Annotated in this window: 19 protein-coding genes; 2 read left to right on the forward strand and 17 right to left on the reverse strand. The window is 51.0% G+C overall.

Annotated elements, in window-relative coordinates:
* Nucleotides 1–35 precede the first annotated feature (35 nt).
* The 15 genes from ACIDF8_RS11075 to ureE form a co-directional block, all read right to left on the reverse strand.
* The gene (locus tag ACIDF8_RS11075; protein ID WP_412010673.1) at nt 36–1,127 is read right to left on the reverse strand and encodes a calcium:proton antiporter; all 1,092 of its coding nucleotides are present in this window, start codon (nt 1,125–1,127) and stop codon (nt 36–38) included.
* 64 nt (nt 1,128–1,191) lie between these two features.
* Nucleotides 1,192–2,082, reverse strand: a complete 891-nt coding sequence (locus tag ACIDF8_RS11080) for a biotin/lipoyl-binding protein (RefSeq protein WP_412010674.1) — start codon at nt 2,080–2,082, stop codon at nt 1,192–1,194.
* 11 nt (nt 2,083–2,093) lie between these two features.
* Nucleotides 2,094–2,306, reverse strand: a complete 213-nt coding sequence (locus ACIDF8_RS11085; RefSeq protein ID WP_412010675.1) for a DUF1656 domain-containing protein — start codon at nt 2,304–2,306, stop codon at nt 2,094–2,096.
* On the reverse strand, nt 2,296–4,449 hold the full coding sequence (locus ACIDF8_RS11090; RefSeq protein WP_412010676.1) for an FUSC family protein: 2,154 nt from the start codon (nt 4,447–4,449) through the stop codon (nt 2,296–2,298). Before ACIDF8_RS11090 ends, ACIDF8_RS11085 begins: the two co-directional genes overlap by 11 nt.
* A complete protein-coding gene (locus ACIDF8_RS11095; RefSeq protein ID WP_412010677.1) occupies nt 4,427–5,959 on the reverse strand; it encodes an efflux transporter outer membrane subunit in 1,533 nt (510 codons plus the stop codon). Before ACIDF8_RS11095 ends, ACIDF8_RS11090 begins: the two co-directional genes overlap by 23 nt.
* A gap of 61 nt (nt 5,960–6,020) precedes the next feature.
* Entirely contained in the window at nt 6,021–6,524 is a 504-nt protein-coding gene (locus ACIDF8_RS11100) for a MarR family winged helix-turn-helix transcriptional regulator (RefSeq protein ID WP_412010678.1), read from the reverse strand.
* A 126-nt stretch (nt 6,525–6,650) separates the two neighbouring features.
* Complete coding sequence (locus ACIDF8_RS11105; protein WP_412010679.1) at nt 6,651–7,307, reverse strand: ANTAR domain-containing response regulator; 657 nt, start codon at nt 7,305–7,307, stop codon at nt 6,651–6,653.
* Entirely contained in the window at nt 7,273–8,424 is a 1,152-nt protein-coding gene (locus ACIDF8_RS11110; protein WP_412010680.1) for a transporter substrate-binding domain-containing protein, read from the reverse strand. The genes ACIDF8_RS11105 and ACIDF8_RS11110 overlap by 35 nt, the downstream gene beginning before the upstream one ends.
* 55 nt (nt 8,425–8,479) lie before the next feature.
* Nucleotides 8,480–9,052, reverse strand: a complete 573-nt coding sequence (locus tag ACIDF8_RS11115; protein ID WP_412010681.1) for a HupE/UreJ family protein — start codon at nt 9,050–9,052, stop codon at nt 8,480–8,482.
* Between the two features lie 45 nt (nt 9,053–9,097).
* Nucleotides 9,098–9,796 (reverse strand): urease accessory protein UreD, encoded by a 699-nt coding sequence (locus ACIDF8_RS11120; RefSeq protein ID WP_412010682.1) that lies wholly within the window; start codon nt 9,794–9,796, stop codon nt 9,098–9,100.
* A gap of 214 nt (nt 9,797–10,010) precedes the next feature.
* A complete protein-coding gene (ureG, locus tag ACIDF8_RS11125) occupies nt 10,011–10,646 on the reverse strand; it encodes an urease accessory protein UreG (protein WP_313987034.1) in 636 nt (211 codons plus the stop codon).
* Nucleotides 10,643–12,352, reverse strand: a complete 1,710-nt coding sequence (ureC, locus tag ACIDF8_RS11130; protein WP_412010683.1) for an urease subunit alpha — start codon at nt 12,350–12,352, stop codon at nt 10,643–10,645. Before ureC ends, ureG begins: the two co-directional genes overlap by 4 nt.
* Before the next feature lie 3 nt (nt 12,353–12,355).
* Entirely contained in the window at nt 12,356–13,057 is a 702-nt protein-coding gene (locus ACIDF8_RS11135; protein ID WP_412010684.1) for an urease subunit gamma, read from the reverse strand.
* A 24-nt stretch (nt 13,058–13,081) separates the two neighbouring features.
* Complete coding sequence (locus tag ACIDF8_RS11140) at nt 13,082–13,759, reverse strand: urease accessory protein UreF (protein ID WP_412010685.1); 678 nt, start codon at nt 13,757–13,759, stop codon at nt 13,082–13,084.
* Nucleotides 13,752–14,198, reverse strand: a complete 447-nt coding sequence (ureE, locus tag ACIDF8_RS11145) for an urease accessory protein UreE (protein WP_412010686.1) — start codon at nt 14,196–14,198, stop codon at nt 13,752–13,754. The genes ACIDF8_RS11140 and ureE overlap by 8 nt, the downstream gene beginning before the upstream one ends.
* Nucleotides 14,199–14,693: 495 nt before the next feature.
* On the opposite strand from ureE, the gene ACIDF8_RS11150 reads away from it, so the two are divergent.
* Complete coding sequence (locus ACIDF8_RS11150; protein WP_412010687.1) at nt 14,694–15,035, forward strand: FlxA-like family protein; 342 nt, start codon at nt 14,694–14,696, stop codon at nt 15,033–15,035.
* A gap of 124 nt (nt 15,036–15,159) precedes the next feature.
* Here the strand turns inward: ACIDF8_RS11150 and ACIDF8_RS11155 are convergent, their stop codons facing one another.
* Together ACIDF8_RS11155 and ACIDF8_RS11160 are read right to left on the reverse strand one after the other, a co-directional pair.
* On the reverse strand, nt 15,160–16,203 hold the full coding sequence (locus ACIDF8_RS11155; protein WP_412010688.1) for an NAD(P)-dependent alcohol dehydrogenase: 1,044 nt from the start codon (nt 16,201–16,203) through the stop codon (nt 15,160–15,162).
* 158 nt (nt 16,204–16,361) lie between these two features.
* Nucleotides 16,362–17,327, reverse strand: a complete 966-nt coding sequence (locus tag ACIDF8_RS11160) for an AraC family transcriptional regulator (RefSeq protein WP_412010689.1) — start codon at nt 17,325–17,327, stop codon at nt 16,362–16,364.
* Nucleotides 17,328–17,511: 184 nt separating this feature from the next.
* On the opposite strand from ACIDF8_RS11160, the gene ACIDF8_RS11165 reads away from it, so the two are divergent.
* Entirely contained in the window at nt 17,512–19,449 is a 1,938-nt protein-coding gene (locus ACIDF8_RS11165; protein WP_412010690.1) for an SMP-30/gluconolactonase/LRE family protein, read from the forward strand.
* Nucleotides 19,450–19,580: the final 131 nt, after the last annotated feature.

Consider the following 19,580-nt stretch of genomic DNA (forward strand, 5'->3'; position numbering starts at 1 on the left):
CAGACCATCACACACAGACCATCACATACTGATCATCACATGCCCAGGGAGGCCAACATGGCAAAAGCCATAAACAATACAAAATGCGTCATGCCCTCAATCGCATTGGTTTCGCCATCATGCAGATTAATGGTTGCCACAATCAAAGTCAAAAACGTCATCACCATCTGCGTGGGTGACAACCCCACAATCAACGGCCGGCCTTCAATCAAGGCAATCGCCTCAATCACCGGCACGGTCAAAATCACGGTAGACAAGGTGGCCCCTAGTGAAATATTAACTACGGTTTGCATGCGGTCATTCACCGCCGCTTTTAACGCTGTGAGCACTTCTGGACTGGCAGCGATGATCGCCACCACAATCGCCGCCACGATCGGTGGCACGCCACTGCCGGTTAAGCCTGCATCCATGTGCAGGCTCATTTCTTCTGACAGGAATCCGATGGTAACGATGCCGGCCAGGATGTAAAGAATGGAAAATTTGACATTGGTGCTGATCACACCTGCCTGCCCCTCAGGTAAGCCAGCCTGGTGCTGGTCACGGTAGCTAAAATAATTGCGGTGGCGCCCGGTTTGCATTTTGAGGAACAAGGCATAAAACACACTCATGGTGACGATGGTAAACACCGAATAAACGCGCCAGTGCTCGGGCGGCAAAAAGGCCGGTAAGGCCATGGAGATGCCGAGCGCAGTCATGATCATGACGATGTAGGTATTGCCGGAGTTGACGTTGTACTCAACCTCGCCATATTTTATGCCGCCGACAATGGCACACAAACCGAGAATGCCATTGATATCAAGCATGACGGCGGAATAGATCGCATCCCTGGCCAGGGTGGTCGAGGAGGTATGACTCAGCATCATGACAATAATCACCACTTCGATGATCACGGCACTGATGGTGAGTATCATGGTGCCATATGGCTCCTTGAGCCGCTCGGCGACATATTCCACCTGGAATGACAGCTGAAAAGCCAGATTGATAATCAGCAAGACAAACAGGATCGCAATGGTGAGCGACTCAGGCTGGCCCATGGTCAGGATTTTGTCTGCTTGCGCCAGGGCCAGATAAGCAAGGATGGAAATAAGCAGGGACCACAGTCCCTGAGGTGGTTTTTCTTTAAGCATGCGCTTAGATTGTCATCAATGTACTGTCATCTTAACAGAGCATGCCCTTCTGTTGAATCTGGCATCAGCGCGAGGGGTTGATGACGACGGAACAGGTCATGCCGGCGACCAGCGTCAGGTCGGCCGGAATCTGGTCAAGCTGAATGCGCACCGGAATGCGTTGCGCCAACCTGACCCAGTTAAAGGTCGGGTTGACGTTGGCCAGCAGGCGCACGTCGGTGGGGTTGTCGCGGTCAGTGATGCCGTGGGCGATGCTTTCCACATGGCCCTTGAGTGTAAGATGGCTGCCCAGCAATTGTACGTCCGCGCTGTCGCCGGGGTTGATCATGCTCAGCTTATGCTCCTCAAAATACCCATAGACCCAGAACGAGTGCTGGTCGATCACCGCCAGTTTGGCCGCCCCGACCTGGGCAAAATCACCGGGACGCACCAGCAGGTTAGAGACCCAGCCGTCCACCGGTGAGCGCACTACGGTACGTTCCAGGTCGAGCTTGATTTTTTCGACCTGTGCGACGGCCGCCTCATAATCGGCTTTCGCCGCCAGCGCCCCCAGATCAGTATCTTCACGGTTTTCGCGTGAAATGACTTCATCATCTAAATGTGCCCGGCGCGAGGCCTGCTGCTGCTTCATTTCCCACAGTGATTTACGCTGCTGGCTAATGGCTTTGGCCTCGGCCAGCGCATGGGTGTAATGCAGCGGGTCTATCTTGAACAGCACCTCGCCTTTGTGTACATACTGGTTATCGTGAACCGGTACGGCAATCACCAGCCCGGCCACATCCGGGGCAATATTCACCACATCGGCACGCACACGGCCATCCCTGGTCCAGGGATAATCGGTGTAACGGATCCACAGCTTATAGCCCAGCAGCCCGGCAGCCACGGCAATGCCCAGCGTGATCCCCACGCGCAGAAACCCTGTGGTTAACTTCGTCCAGATGCGTTGCGTTTGCATGCGCCCACCTTTCAATACACCATTAAACCAAACAACGAAAACACGCCCAGAAACAGCGCCACGCGTAATAAAGCCGGATACCAGACCCGCTCGTACAGCGCCAAAGCAGCCAGCCATTTATCCAGCTGCCAGATGACCAAGGCAGCAAGTAAAAAAGCGACAAACAAGGTCGGTACATGGGCATCCAGAAAAGTCAGTTCGCGTGGGACCCATTCATGCCGCATGTTCAACCTCCTGCGCTAAGTTACTGGCCTGGTGATCTGGCGCTTCGGTCGCAATGACCAGCCGGATAAAGTGCAACTGCGTGATCAGCGTTTGCAATGATGCCGGGCTCAGGGCCTGCGCATATTCCCCGCCTTGCAGCCAGGCCAGAAAGTGATCCAGCCACTGCAACAGCTGTTGCCGGTTTTTTGGCCTGGGCTGTTTATCATTGTGCGCAATCAGCAGCAGCGTATGTTGCAGCAAGCGCTGCGCTTGCAATGGCAGAGAGCCTGCCACTGTCCGCAAGGCAATCACCGAATGCCCGATCTCCAGCGTGGCGCATAATGCCTCCACCCCCCCCACACTGTCAGCCACTTGCGGCCGGTGCAGATCGCCAGAGCGCTGCACCAAGTCTCGTGCGCGCGCTTCAAATACGGCCGCAGTCATGCCCGTATGCAGGCAAGCCTCGACCACCAATCCACGCAATTGCCGCGCGATCCGGCGCCGGGCCCAGGGGCTGGCCGCATAATCCGTGAGGCTAAACATCATGGCGGACACTCCCAGCGCAATCATCAGCGCAATCGAATCATTAAAATACCTGACCGGGTTATCGCCCAAGGCCTGGTTAAAGCCTATCATCAGGAAATAGGCAATCCCCAGACCGGCCCCCACCAGCGCCGTAGCCGGTCTGGCACTGAGCCAGGCCGTCAGCAAAATGGCTGGGGCGAGCACTAGGCATAACATCAAGTAATCATGCGCTGCGGTCAGCCAGAAGACATTGCTGATGTAAACGAGGACGATGCCTAGCACCACACCGGCCGCAAACTGCCGTAAGGTGGCCATCGGCGTGGGGCTTCCCGCAAACAAGGTGCTGGTAATCACCCCCAGGGTCATGGCCAGGATGCCGGAGGGCCAATCGATACTCATCCAGAGAGCGGCCAGTATCAGCAAGGTGAACGCCCCTCGCGTGGCAGCAATCATCACTGGCAGCCAGTCAATTTGCATCTCCACATTTGCGGCAGTGAACTCACGGCTGGCTACCTGGCGTTTGCCCGGGCTGGCCACCAGCCACAGATAGGTTTGCAGGTAAGCCGCCAGCTCAGCGGCCAGGCGCTGCAAGAGCTCGGCGCCTGTGTCCAGTTCCAGTTGCCTGGCATCCAGCAAGGCTGACAACGCCTGTCTCTGCTGGTTGAAGGCAGCCGGGAATGCTTGCTGATAGGCAGCAACCGTTGCTTGCAAATCTGCCAGTGCCCGTGGGCTGTTGGCAGGATGCCCGTTGATCAAGAAGGCATCCGCCAGCGGTTGCATCAAATCGCGCAGCGCCTGCGCCTCGTGCTGGCGCTCCCGCCGCTGCAGCCGTTGTAGCAAGCGTTGAAAGATGACATAGGTGGTGGAAACCGCCATAAAACGCATATTGAGCTGGTTAATCGTGCCGCTGTGCACGCGTGCATCATCTGTTTCAAATTGCGCAGAGGACCGGAAAGACTCCAGTTGATAGAGATCTTGCATAAACTTGGTAAACGGCTGGTTCAAGCCGACCGGGGTGCCAGATCCCAACAGCAGGCTAAAATCGCGAAACTTGCCACGCACCACGGCCTGGATGTTTTCCCACAGCCGTTGCGGCAACACCAACTCGCTGACCAGGGTGGCGCTGAGCAAACCCACCCCAATCTCCGACATACGCGTGGAGGCTATTTGAAAAGTGTGCCAGGGCGTGAGGGTGGCAGGCAAACCGACAATACACAAGGTGTAGCCTGCCAGCACAAACCCATAAGACTGAAAATGGCGGTAAACCAGCGAACCTGCGGTGCAACCGCCTATCCACAAGGCTGCCGCGATAAAAAACGGGAAACGGTCCTGCGCAAACCATGCTACCAGCAGTAACGAAAACAGGATGCCGATCCCGGTCCCGATCAAGCGGTAATAACTCTTGGTAATCACCATGCCTGAGCGGAAATGCATGACGATCACCACGGTGAGCAAGGCGGTCGCTGGCTGGTCCATTTCCATTTTCAAGGCTAACCATAAGGCCAGCCAGGCCGCCAGCAAATACTTGCATAAATAGCCAATGAGCGGAAAGTCCTGCCGGTACCAGTCTAACCCTGCCTGTTGCAGGCACATGGCCAGCCAGCGCGTGCCCTGCTTAATGGGGGACCTGTGTTGCATGCTCTTCCTCCATCACGCCCCCGCCCAAGGCAAGCATCAGCGCGGCATAAGCTTCCAGGCGCGCAGCTTCCTGCTCAACCAGCACCCCCTTTTGCTGCAATACCAGCGCGTTGGTTTGCAGGCTTTCGACCCGGTTACTGAGTCCGGCTCGGTAATTCTTAAGCGCCAGCCGGTGGGCCTGCTCGCTTTTATGCAGCGCCTGCTGGCTATGTGCCATTTCTTCTTCCACCGTCTGCATGACCGACAATTGGCTGGAAATACCCTCCAGTGCCTTGAGCAGGCTGGCGTTGTAATCTTCTACGGCCATGTCGTATAAAGCCGTTTCGGCGGAAAGATTGGCGCGGCGGCGGCCACCATCAAAGAGCGGCAAGGACATGGCAGGTCCAAGGTTACCAACCAGCCCCGCACTGGAAAATAATCCGGAAAATGCCAGCCCCTGAAAACCGATATAGCCCAGCAGATTGATATTCGGGTAAAACGCGGCTTTGGCACTTTGTATATGTTTCTGCGCTGCCTCTACCCGCCATCTGGCTGCCACCATATCCGGGCGGCGCCCCACCAGATTCATCGGCAAGCGGTCCGGCAGACCCACGCTGGCAGACAAATGCAAGGCGGGCCGCGTGATTTGCTCGCCCGCACCTGGACCGTCACCGCTTAAGGCAGCCATCTGGTTTTTAAGCAAGGTCAGGTGCAGCTCAATCACGGCCAGTCTATTCTGCGCGGCAGGCAATTTTGCCTCCAGCTGACTCAACGCTAATTGCGTATTGAGTCCGGCCGCGAGGGCCTTTTGCGCGATGGCAATTTCATGGTGCAAATCCTCCAGCGCTTCCTGCGCCAGGTCCCGCCATTGGTATTCGGCCGCCAACTGGATTTCACTCTTCACCATGGCCGCCGTGAGTTCGAGCTTGACTTGCTGCATTTCTGCTTCGGCTACACGCGTTTCATCCATGGCCGCCAGCCACGCCGACTTCTGCTGTTTCCACACATCCAGGTTGTATGACATATCCACGGTCGCCTGGTTATTCCAGTTAAACCGGCCCGCCCAGGGCTTGGGGATAAAACTCAACTCGGTAAACCGCTCGCGGGAGGAACTGACTTTGCCACCAATATTGGGCAAGGTAGCCGCATGTGACTGCTCTGCCATGGCAGTGGCTAAAGCAATGCGGGCAGTCGCTTTTTTCAGGTCAGGATGATCATGCAGGCTTTTCTCCACCAGGCGGTTAAGCTGTGCATCGCCATAAACCTGCCACCAGTGTTCGGTCGGCCAAGCCATGGTGGGCGCTTCGCTAAGGGTCTTACCGAGTGCCAAGCCTTCTTGTGTCAGTGGCTGTGAGACAGGCGCAATCCCTTTGCTGCTGACACAGCCATTCAGTAACAGCGCGACTATCCAGACGCCCCCTTGCCAGACGATGCCCGGCCCAACCCTTTCTTGCCAAAGCGAACTGCCTATCCCTAAAAAAAATGGGACTGGCAATTTGATACGCTCACGCAATGAAAACGGCAGACACATAAAGTATGGTGGTTAATAGTATGGCATCAAACTAAATAGCGAAAAATTTTTGCAGCTGACTTTATTTAATTAAATCGACCCGGCTGGCCAAGCGGGACAAGTCGGCAATCAGCGTTTCTCTTTGCGCCTTATCCAGCACATTCATAAACTGCGTCACACATTGCACATAGTCCGGCATCACTGCGTCCAGCTTTTGCTGGCCGGCCATAGACAAACGGATCAGGAACTTGCGGCGGTCTTGCGTATCCATAAACCGCGAAACCAGCCCCTCGCGCTCCAGCCCATCAATAAAGCCCGTCATGGTCGCCTTGGTCACCCCGGCCTTTTCAGCCAGGTCAGACGGCGATGAAGTGAGGTCATCCTGCCGCATCAATAACACCAGTACCCACCAGCGCCCTTGCAGCAAGCCATGCCTGGCCAGTAACGCATCCAGCGCCGTCGAAATATCCGACGCTGCACGCAAAATACTGACAAAGTCAGAAATAGCGGTAATGTCTGTGCCCGGATAACGGGTCACAAACTTCTCCAGGCTCTTGGAGGTCGGTAATTCTTTTAACAGCAACATAGTACGGATCAGTATAGTATGGCATCAAACAAAATGCAAGTGCTGCTGTTCAGCGCCTTTGTTGTTTGATGTAGGCTCAGCAACATCACAAAAAATTTAATTGACCCAGCGCAGGCTCAATCAATATCAAATATTCAGAATTGATTGAGCATAAATGATTGTTTCCGCAATCACTTCTATCTCAACTCGCTTACTCTTGGCTTGGTCACGCAGTATTGCATAAGCCTCTTCTTCTGAGATTTTTTTAGAAGCCATGAGGATTCGCTTCGCCTCATACACTGTTGCCACGCCCGCAACTTTCCGTTCCAGCCGCTGAATACGCTTACGTCCCTCGGCAATATCTTTAAAGCACTGCCTGGTAATCACCATGGACGTAAGCAAACCAAATTCGCGAATAGGGCACGCGACAACGCCTTTTACGCCTATCTTTAAGGCCAGGTTTACGATAGTTGGGTTTTCATAAGCCACAACGGCAATGATGGGTGGGCAATTTTCTGAATTAAACCAAGCATAATCCGCCACATTAAATTCAGGATTGATGGATAGAAAAATTAAATCTGTGAATTCAGATAACTCTGGTCGTGGTGGCCAGAATTGCGACGTCTTGCAGCCAATCCGCTCTAATTGTTGAAGTAGCATGTCCCCATCTTTATCCTGAGGGTGAAATACCACTACATTCAAAGATCGCAGATCTCTTAATAACTCCGAAGTGAGTCTCAAAGCCTGAGTGGGCTGGCGGTTAGTCAAATTACAGCCCCGACAATCCTGAAACCAGACGGACATCTTCAAATGTATGTGTCACTAAATAGGGATCCGCATACACTTGATTTGACGATTCACGCACAATCGTAAATTGGCCATCAGCGTTTGCTCGTCCAATTCTAGGGTTTAGATTTGTATGATGACTGAGTGGATCAATACTGATCAGGCCTTGTGGGGCATTAAACGCTGAATCCAATAGGTAGGGTAAGAGTGCTTCAATATCATCATCGTTGGATTTAGCCATCGCGTTGGCAAACAAGTGAACCTGGAAATACGCTGCTTCCCAATTCATATTGGGGATTGCGCCATGCCCGAATTTTTTTCTAAAGTTCGCTAGACACTCCCGATTGACTTGAGAGTCTACAGATTGAAAATAGGGTGAGGCTGTAAAGTGGCCTGCCGCAGCCTCAGCGCCCATTTGTGCAATTTCAGCCTCTGAGGTAGACAAACTTGCGATAGGCATTTGCTGAGGATTCAGCCCGGCCTGAGCATAGTGCTTATACAAATATGAAGTGGTTTCTCCAACCACCGTAGAAAAAATAAAGTCAGGTTTTTTTTCTTTGATATCTTCAATAATGGGAAGAAACTCGTCTTCACTGGCATTCAACTTCAAATACACCTCACCAAGGACTTCACCATCTTCATACTGGGTCAGTAATTCTTTCATGATGCGATTCGACTCATAGGGGAAGATATAGTCAGAGCCAACCAGATAAACCCTTGTACCATAATTGGATGTCATATACTCGACTAATTGCACGATATTCTGGTTGGGAGTTGCACCTGTATAAATGACGTTATTGGAGAACTCAAACCCCTCATACATGGTTGGATAAAAAAGTAGCCTGTTCCATTTTTCTACCACGGGCAAAATAGCTCTACGACTGATGGAGGTGTACCCTCCGAAAATCACCTTGACCTTATCTTCCAAGATTAACTTTTCAGCAAAAGCAGCATCGAGATCAGGATTTGACTGGGTGTCATATGAAATCGGAACGATCATTCTGCCATTGATACCGCCAGCGGCATTGACCTCATCTATCGCAAGCAGAGTACCTTGTAGTTGCGAGTTGCCAATGGCCGAGACGACACCAGTTTGGGAGTACAGAACGCCCACTTTGATTGAATGATCTTGCATTAATTTAAACCCCAACAACGTACCAAGCTAATCGGTCTTCAAGCATTTTAATTATTTATATGACCAGAAGTGACAAGCCAACCACTGCAGTGGCAGCGCCAAGATAGGCCACTATCTTCTCACGCCCTTTGAGTGAAGTGAGCATCCCCGCCAACAGAAGTAATAACGAACCTGCCACTAAACCCACCCCATATTCAAAACCTTTTGCATTAAACGGCATTTCAAGACCATGTGCATAGCCATGAAAAACAGAGAACATCCCTACTAAAGGTAATAACAATGGCAGGGACAATTTGACCCTGCATGCTAACAGCACGCCACTGACGACCAAGGTTAAAAGGATACCCATTTCACTGAAAGAAATAACCAGCCCAGCAATGGCTGCAGTACATGCTAACGCCATTGCCGAAAGGCATACCACCGGCACCAACATGATTGATTTACCATCTCTTTGACCAGCGAGCAGACCTATTGCAAACATAGAAAGCAAATGGTCAACCCCGCTAAAAGGATGACTGAAGCCTGCAAAAAAACCCATCATATCGTCGAAATGTCCAGGATGCGCGTAGGTGCTTCCGGCCCACATCATCAAAAACATCGTCACTAGATATTTTGTATCACTTTTCATATTTTCCTCATTTCCATTTAAATTGATCATTCCTACGCATCTGCCCTAATCAAGCGCAGCTAATTGCAAAGCGTCAACCATGAACTCTCGAACCAATATCCATGCTAAATCCAGCCCTTGCTTGAGGGATGCACCATCCTCCCCCAGCATCCGTATCCACACCCCGGCGTTGGATGGCAAGGTTGACACGCCCACATATAACGCCTCCATCGCAACCAATCCTGCCCGCAGCTGGGTCACCAGAGCGTCTGCAGAGACCTGCTGGGTAATCACCATGAGTGTTGCCTGCGCCTTATATTTGCCGGTAATGCCCAGAGTCTTGCTTTCGTAGGTCTCCCCAGTCAAAAAGGCGCGATCCCTTACCAGCACTTCCCCTTGGGGATTACGGACGCAGACGTCTGTCCGTAAACTCGTAAACGTCTCGCCATTGTGATTGGGGTTGTGCGCGATAAAAGAGTCGCAAAATATCACCGTCGCTGATGGATCCACTTTCAACTCTAGACTCGATCTCAAATTAGCCATCGGAAACATAATCAGAGGCCCAGGCGCATACTCACAAAATGAGCCCGGCCCTGCTTCAATCAAAACTTTCTGTTGCGCGATGTCTTTTTCCATCCTATGCACAACCGTCGCGGCCGCAGTGGTAATACGTGCCTGGCTATTCTCTGCAAGGACGATCGAAACACTGGTTCTATCACTCTCAAAAATACCGCCGCTAGTCGATTGCAAGCATAAAGTAGCCATACTGGGCGGATCATTTGGTTTGTAATATGCTCGGCATACATGAAAGGGATAAGTGACAAATTGCTCATCGATATAAGTGCGCTTACCAGGCCCAGGAGACACAAATACCAATCTGACTTGATTGCCGCCTGCTGAACTAAGCTTCATTAAAGACAAAGGCGCGGCTTCTCCACCTTCAATTGCCTCGACTATTGGTTCCACAAGCTGTAAGTGCTTAGCCCTCAAAAAGAACCTCTCTGGCAATTTTCTCGACCACCTCATCAATGCCATGACCTTTGGCGCAATTGGTGAGCAGTATTGGCTTGCCGCCTCTGACCTCTTCCCCTTCCATCAACATCCGTTCGATATTTACACCCACATAGGGTGCTAAATCCGTTTTATTGATGATCAACAAATCGCACTGCATGACACCTAGCCCGCGTTTGCGTGGAATGTCATCGCCACCTGCGACATCAATGACGAATAACCAATAATCAACGAGATCAAGTGAAAAAGAAGAAGCCAAATTGTCACCGCCACTTTCAATCAGGATGAGATCCAGATTTCCATATTTCTCATCCAGAAAGTCAGCCGCCTGGATGTTCATTGTTGGATCTTCACGGATAGCAGTATGAGGACAGGCGCCAGTTTCGACTGCCATCACCCGGTCAGGTGAAATCAGTCCGCTGCGTTGAATCCTGATCGCATCCTCTTTAGTCACTAAATCATTGGTGATGACAGCGAGTTGGGTGCCTCTTGCAATAAATCGTGGAATCAGTTGCTCAAGTAAGGCCGTTTTACCCGACCCAACGGGACCGCCAATGCCGACCCTGGCTGCACCCTTATGTGGTTTGACAGTTTCTGTATTCATCTGAACATATACCTTTGCGCCAATGGGAGTTTAGTTGAAGGCTCACAAGTGATTGGAACGCCATCAATGGAGACCTGAAAGGTTTGAGAATTGACACTGATATTAGGCAGGGTCTTGTTGTGCAGCATATTGGACTTATTGATTTTTCTGGTGCCATACGATGGAAGCAGGCCTTTTTTGAGTCCTAACTTGTCGGACAGACCAGCCTCTATTGCCAAAGGATTCACAAAGTTAAAGCTCAACTGACTTGGCGCGCCACCAAAAGCCCCCCATTGTGGACGCATAATGACTGGTTCACAGGTCATTAATGATGCAGCACTGTCCCCCATGGGAGACCAGACAATGAAACCGCCTTTCACGACTAACTCAGGTTTGATGCCAAAAAATGCAGGGCGCCATAAAACGATATCCGCAATTTTTCCACTTTCCAGTGAGCCAACATGTTCATCGATCCCAAACGCACGTGCTGCATTGATCGTATATTTAGCAATGTACCTTTTGATCCGCTCGTTATCCCCAATTCGGGAAGTTTCCTCTGCTAAACGGCCGCGCTGGTCTTTCATCTTGCTTGCCAACTGCCAGGTTCTACAAACTACTTCGTTGATACGCCCCATACCTTGACTGTCAGAGCCAAGCATAGAGATGGCGCCCATATCATGTAAAACATCCTCAGCCGCAATGGTTTGCGCTCGAATGCGACTCTCAGCAAAGGCCACATCTTCTGGAATGGATGGGTTCAGATGATGGCAAACCATAATCATATCCAGATGCTCATCGAAGGTATTGATGGTGTAAGGATTGGTGGGGTTAGTAGAAGAAGGTAAGCAGTTCAGCTCCCCGACGACTTTGATGATGTCAGGTGCATGCCCACCACCAGCGCCTTCCGTATGGTACATGTGTATTGTTCTACCCTTGACCGCGGCCAATGAGTCTTCAAGAAAACCACTTTCATTTAAAGTGTCTGAGTGAAGGCAAACCTGAAAGTCGAGTTCATCCGCAACAGAGAGGCAAGTGTCGATGACAGCGGGCATCGCGCCCCAGTCTTCATGAATTTTCAAACCAAAACAACCGCCTGAAAGTTGATCGTATATTGATTGAGGGTTGGAAGAGCTTCTCCCCAAGAATCCAAAGTTGATTGGCCAATGCTCACTGGATTGATGCATTTTGCCAACATTCCACTCCCCGGCACTGTCAATACCGACTGTAATCGGCCCTAGTGATCCGCCTATGAGCGTTGTCAGGCCGGAACTAAGGGCATGCTCGCAAAGTTGTGCGCTGTCAAAATGAACATGAACATCAATGCCTCCAGGCGTGGCAATGAGCCCTTCACCATCCCGCACCGTGGTCGCTGCGCCAATCACCAAGTCACTATCTACGCCATCCATAATGGCGGGGTTACCGGCCTTGCCAATCTTGACTATTTTCCCGGCCTTAATCCCAATGTCCCCTTTAACGATGCCGACTACTGGATCAATAATCACCACATTTGAGATCAACATATCTAATGATCCGGATGCGCTATCAAACCCGGGTGCCATTCCAAGTCCATCGCGAAGCGTTTTGCCGCCACCATGCAAACACTCATCCCCAGGGAATCCAAAATCTTTTTCGATTTCAGCGAGCAGTGAGGTATCTCCAAGTCGAACAGCATCACCAACAGTTGGCCCGTACATTGCTGCATATTCTTTACGCGTGATCTTTGCCATCTCTTACGCACCTTTAAAGTTTGATTGACGTGCCCGCTCTAAAGCGACCTCTAGCAGTTCCTCATTTTTTGTAGATCCATTGGTCAAGTTGTTTAAACCATATACTTCTGCTCTGCCGCCAAAAGCGACAAGGGTCACCACTTTGCTTTCACCGGGCTCAAAACGCACTGCGGTACCAGCTGGGATGTCGAGGTGCATTCCAAAAGATAATCTACGCTCAAAATCCAGGGCTCGATTAGCCTCGAAAAAGTGATAATGGCTGCCAATTTGGATAGGCCTATCTCCAGTATTCACAGCTTTCAATGAAACCTGTTTTCTACCGGCGTTAATTTCAATGTCTCCATCGGCTGCAATGATTTCACCAGGAACAATTTCATCCTCTGGCGCTCGCTTGAGTTTTCCTGGCCGGATTGGATCGTGCACGGTAACGAGTTTTGTCCCATCTGGGAAAACCGGCTCCACCTGAATCATCGTGACCATGGCTTCCACGCCTGGCATGACATCGTCAGTCGTGAGAATCTGTGAGCCATAACTAATGAGCTCGGCCACGGAACGTCCGTCTCTCGCCCCTTCCATAATTTCGTCAGCAATAATGGCAATCGCCTCAGGGTGATTCAACTTTAGGCCTCGCTCCTTTCTTCTACGCGCCAACTGGGCTGCATTGAATATTGCAAAGCGCTCCATTTCTACGGGTGTTAGTAACATTCATTTCTCCCTCAATGTATGCCATCAATTAAAAAACAATCTTGAATCTGCTGTTTCATGCCGCATCACAGCAATGTCTGTTTCGGGTATATAAGAATTAAGTTCTTCAAGCGGCACCAAGGGTTGCGAGAGCAAATGAGCAGAAATCTCATGCATGTTCTTGATGATGATCTGGCTATCAACATAGCCAATCAGACCCAGCCTGATGGCTGCACTGACGAAGGCTGAGCAAAAACTATATCCAGACAACACGGCTGCCTGATGCTCGGTTAAACCGACCCCAAACCACAGTAGCCCCTGAACTGCCGAGAGTTGCCCAGGCGCTTTTAGGCTTTTGACGAGTTTCTTGTATTCTTCTGCATGCGGTGTGCCTAATTTTGCATGCGTGGTTAACAAGCCAGAACCAGCGCGTTCAGCACCTGTTCTAAACTCCTTAGTAAGCGATAAAACATGTAGTTCTTTATCCACGCAAGCAACAGCTTCTAAATCCCCTCTAGCCCGGTATGCGGCGATGAGGCCTGGCAATTCACACGTGACCCAACGTCCTCTGAACTGACCCTCGATATAGGTATTTAAATCAAACGAAGATTGAATTGTTTTTTCATTGCAGAGCGTCTCCAATCCCCAGGAAAAGGAAGTTGCTCCTGAAGGAAAGAAGCTGTCTGCATGCTGCAGAGTGATGAATAGGGAATCACTACTCATGCACCAACTCAACTTTCACATCCGAAATAAAATGGAAAATGCGCTCGATATATCGTTCCTTCGGACCATTCAACATGATTCTCAAAATATCGCCCTCAAAATCCACTTTCCAGTGCATATTCCCGCAGAAATACCCAACCTCCAGCGCGGCAGCTAAGCTAGTGGGCCGCAAGCAAAGATATTCAACTTTAGCCATTTGAACGACGATGGCTTTTTTGTCTTCAAGGAGAAGTACAGCCCCATTGGACAACATCTCATTTCTGGAAAGCTGAATCGCACACTCCGTGCCTTTATCCGTCTTCATCCGCAGTCGGTGCCTCAGAACATCGTCCTTATTCAGTACCAAGTGTTCAACAACGCCATGGTGATTTAAATCGTGTAACTGCTCAGCGACTTCCTGATCAGTCGAGTTAGCAATGATTTTATTTAGTACGAGCATTCATCTGTTCCCTTAAGCTTGATAAGTACAGCGATGTAAATTTTGAGCAAAAAAAAGCCCTGTTCAGTCAATAAACTGACTGAACAGGGCTTTCCTAGCCATACACTAAACCGGCAACATTGGCGATTTGTGTAGAATTAACAAACTGTATTCAAACTATTCTCAAATACTTTCATTGTCAACATTTTTGTGTTTTTCTTTGAATAATTTCCATAAAACCCGTCATCGTCGGCTTGGTCACACCGCCTTATTTTACTAGGTCAGTCATCAATGAACTGAGATCATCCTGCCGTATCAATAACCCCATTACCCACCAGCGCAGTCTAAATATCGGAGGCTATACGCAAAATACTGACAAAACAAAATACCAGCCAGATTTTTCAGCGAATATGGTTTCAAAACCAAGACATGCCTGGTCAAACATTCAGCGCTTTTCTCAAGTTTGGCTGACTTGTGTCGTAATTCAATTGTAGCCAATACTTTTATGAGCATGCCATGTCCATTTCTATTTCGATGTCCGCTGTGAGCACTCAAATGACCAGTACAGCCAGCACGAGCGGCAGCAGCCAGTCGGCCATAGAAGCACTGCAGAAAAAGCTGACCTCCCTGCAAAAAGACCTGAAGGAAGCGATTAATACGCAATCGAAAGAAGGGCAGGCCAAAGCCAAGCTCATCCAATTGCAAATCGAGGCAACGCAAGCACAACTGGACCAACTTATCCGGCAAAAACAGGAAACGGCAGAAAAGCAGAAGCAGACAGAAGGCTCTTCAACGCTCAACCAGAACAACCATGCGCCTGCCAAGCAGAAACTCTCAATGATAGACGAATATGTTTAAACTGTTTTCGGCCCTCAGCTTTGGTGGTCGGGCCTGGCATTACCTATAAAAAAGCCCTGTTCATTTCAACAGGGCTTTTTTATCGCCAGACGGCAAGTACTCACCACTTACGTGTCATCCCCGCTTAAGCTTTCATGGAATTGATATCAATCACAAAACGATATTTCACATCACTCTTGAGCATGCGCTCGTAAGCATCATTGATATAGTTGGCATCTATCATCTCGACATCACTGACGATATTATGTTTGCCACAGAAATCCAGCATTTCCTGGGTTTCGGCAATGCCGCCTATCAGTGACCCGGCGACATGACGGCGTTGCGTGATCAGGTTGGCGCCATGGACGTCAACCGGATCCAGCGGACCGACCAGCACGATGGTTTTATCCCGCTTGAGCAAGCCAATATACGGATTGAGGTCGTGCGCCACCGGTACGGTGTCAATAATCAGGTCAAAACTGGACGCATGTTTGGCCATCTCATCAGCATTTTTTGAGATGAGGACTTCATGGGCACCGAGCTTGGTTGCATCAACCGCCTTGCTGGCTGATGTGGTAATCATCACCACATGCGCGCCCATGGCGGCCGCCAATTTAACCCCCATATGCCCCAAGCCACCCAGACCGATAATGCCAACTTTCTGGCCGGGTTGCACATTCCAGTGTTTGAGCGGCGAATACAAGGTGATGCCCGCGCAAAGCAAAGGGGCGACAGCTTTGGTATCTAGATTTTCAGGCACACTGACGACAAAATTCTCATCCACGGTAATCCGCTCGGCATAACCACCAAAGGTCAGGCCGCCATGTTTAGGATCTTTGGCGTTATAGGTAAATACGGTGTGGTCGCAATATTGCTCTTCGCCTTCATCACAGGCTTCGCAATGACGGCAGGAGTCGACCATACAGCCGACACCGACCAACTGGCCAGGTTTGAACTTGGTGACCGCTGAGCCCACCTGGCGTACATGCCCGACAATTTCGTGGCCTGGCACCATGGGATACAACGAACCGCCTCCCCATTCGTTACGTGCCTGGTGAATATCCGAATGGCAGATACCGCAGTAATCGATGTCGATCAAGACATCATTAGGGCCAGGCTCCCGGCGATCTATACTCATGGGGGCAACGGGCGAGGTTGCATTTTGTACGCCGTAGGCTGCAGTTTTCATCGCATCTCCATGTTTTAAAATGATGCCAACAAGGCTTATGCAGGCAAGATTGCCTGCACGCTCATCCACAGTCTAGCCAAGCACAGACTATCCTGCTTGCCTGCTTTTATCAAATCGTTGCCTAATCCTCTTGGATATTTTGACTGGCGACCAACAAGCTATTGCTGGACCGTGACATAAGGGTCGACCCGATGCGGACCGATAAATTCACTCGGTGAGGTAATGAGTGCCGTGCGGACTGCGCTCACCTCTTCCATCGGACTGCGGCCAAACATGCGCTTAAACTCACGGCTAAACTGCGAAGCACTCTCATAACCTACCTTGGTCGCCGCCAGGGTGGCATTCATACCATCTTGCACCATGAGCAACCTGGCTTTGTGCAAACGCGTTTTTTTCAGGTACTGGATAGGCGAAGTTGCCGTCACATCGCGAAAAGCCGCATGAAACGAAGGCACGCTCATGGCTGAAACCGCAGCCAGAGTGTCCACATTAAGGGCGTTGGCATATTCGGCATGAATCAGGCGCAAGGCTTTGCTGATGCGGCCCAAATTGCTATGCGTGCTATGCGCAGCCAGGATGGCAGAAGATTGCGCCGAGGTGAGCAGCCGGTAATGAATCTCGCGGATAATCGCCTGGCCAAGCACGGCAGCCTCCGTTTTGGATTGCAGGCACTCCAGCAATCGCACCACTGCATTGGAGAGTTGTTTGTCCAGCGCGGTAGAAATAATGCCGCTTTTGCCATTCACCTGCATCGGCGTTGTGTGCTCCAGACTCATTAATAACTCTGAGATCACCGATAAGTTAATCCGGATAGAAATGGCCAGTAGCGGCTCGTCTGGGGAGGCGATGGTTTCGCTTTCAAACGGCAACGGCACTGACAGAATCAGAAACTGCTGTGGGTTATACTGGTAGACCTCTCCGCCGAGGTAACCCACTTTTCTGCCCTGACAGACAAACACAATACTAGGTTCGTAAAACACCGGGCTGCGTGCAATCGACCGGTTCCAGCGCATGAGTTTGACGCCATCGAGTGCGGTCAGGGTAAATCCCTCTTTGGGCGTCAGTGCCGAGAGCAGAGAAATAGTTCGTTCCTTGTCGTGCGCATGCCAGCATTCATTATTCATAATATCCCCGGTTCATTGAATAATCAGGCATTGATATTACTACCAAATAGCAATAAGCAGCATATCCAAAATAGGAATAGGCAATCATTTCATATTTTTAAACTTTGCACGACTTGCGCAAGTGCTTACACTGGCTGAGCTAGGTATATTGGTTTAAATATTTGTAGAGAAGAGGATATCCGTGATGAAAAAAAGATTAATCACCTGCCTGCTAGGCGCTGTGCTTGCGACAGCGGCGAATGCATCCTGGGCAGATATCAATGATGTACGTGCCAATTTAAACAAACTGCATCTGCCGGATGGCTTTCAGATTGATGTGTATGCCGAGGTGCCGGGGGCCCGCCAGATGGCGCTGGGCACCAATGGCAATGTGTATGTCGGTACGCGTGGCAATCATGTGTATGCCGTCGTCGATAAAAACAAAGATCACAAGGCTGACCAGGTGGTCAGCATTCTGGACGATCTCAAGGTTGGCAATGGCGTCGCCATGGTGGATGGCCATTTATATGTGGCCGAGCAACACCGCATCACGCGCTATGCAGCGCCTGACTTTGACCTCACCTTGCCGTTTAAGGCCATGCGTGAAGTGGTCTATGACAAACTACCGGACAAAGCCCATCATGGCTGGCGCTACCTGGCCGTGGGCCCGGATAACAAGCTTTACGTGACCATAGGCGCACCTTGCAATATCTGCGACCCGACCGGGCTTGAGGCTTCGATTATCCGCATGAATGCCGACGGCAGCCAGGTAGAAACATTTGCCAAGGGCGTGCGTAACTCGGTCGGGATGGATTTTCACCCCGGAACAGGCACCCTGTTTTTTACCGACAATGGAGTAGACCTGCTCGGCCCCGATGTACCGCATGACGAACTCAATGCTGCCCCCAAGGCCGGGCTGCATTTCGGATTCCCATACTTTGCCGGTGGGGATGCACGTGACCCAAACTGGAAAGACAAAACGCCGCCTGCAGCGACCACCCTGCCTGTGGCAGAGTTTCAGGCACACAGCGCCAACCTGGGCTTTAAGTTTTACACGGGTAAGCAATTCCCGGCGGAATACCAGGGCAATGCCGTGATTGCCCAGCATGGCTCGTGGAACCGCAAGGTGCCGGTCGGCTACCAGTTAGTGCGGGTGATTTTTGACGGGCAACACCAGGTCAAGGAAACCAAACCCTTTATTGACGGCTGGCTGACCGCGGACGGCGAAGTCTGGGGCCGCCCCAACGATGTGCTGCAATTGGCAGATGGCTCATTACTGGTCTCCGACGACTACAATGGCGTGATTTACCGCGTCAGCTATGACGGCAAAGCGCAATCAGCGACTACCAGCCCCAACAGCGCCAATCACCTGGAGGGGTTTATCATGCCGGAATCGGTGTTTGCCAGCCCGGATGGCACGCGTTATGTGTCTGAAATCGGAGCGTTTGGCAAAGCGGGTGATGGCAAAATCACACGCATTGCCGCCGACGGGACGCGCACGACGCTGGCAGAAGGCTTGAATGACCCCAAAGGCCTGGATGTCTTTAACGGTCAACTGTATGTCGCCGATATTGACCGCGTGGTACGGATAGACATCAGTAACGGTAAACAAACCGTAGTCGCTGCAGCCAGTGCCTTCCCGCAAAAATCGGTATTTTTAAACGATATTGAGATCGACGGCCTGGGCAATGTCTATGTCTCAGACAGCGGCGATGACAATGGCAAAGGTGCGGGGATTTTTAAACTGACACCAGAAGGCAAATTAACCCAAGTCCTCAAAGCCAATGCAGGCATTAAACGGCCCAATGGTTTGCTGATGGATGGCCCCAACCGTCTGCTGGTGGCAGATTTTGGCACCGGTAAATTGTTTGGCGTGCAACTGAGCGGCAGTAAGCCGGTGGTCACGCTGTTGAATCAGGGTTTTGGCGGCGCAGATGGTCTGATCCGTGATGCTGATGGCTTGCTTTATGTCAGCGACTGGGCAGGCGGTAATGTCTGGCAACTGGCTGAGCCCAAAGCAACCCCGCAACGCATCATCCAGGGCTACCAGTCGTCTGCGGATATCAGCCTCTCCGCAGACGGCAAATCGCTACTGGTCCCAGATATGAAAGCTGGCCGTTTGTATAGTGTCCCCATTCATTAAACCAGCCTTGCCGTATTCGGTACGCAAGCCCGGGTGACTCCCGGGCTTTTTTTATTCCCCCAAGCCGTCTGCTCTATGTCAAAATGCCAGCACGGGCCCGCCGCAGGCAGCCTCACACTCGAAAAATTTAT

The organism is Methylophilus sp. 3sh_L, from assembly GCF_046766015.1.
Taxonomy (GTDB): Bacteria; Pseudomonadota; Gammaproteobacteria; order Burkholderiales; family Methylophilaceae; genus Methylophilus.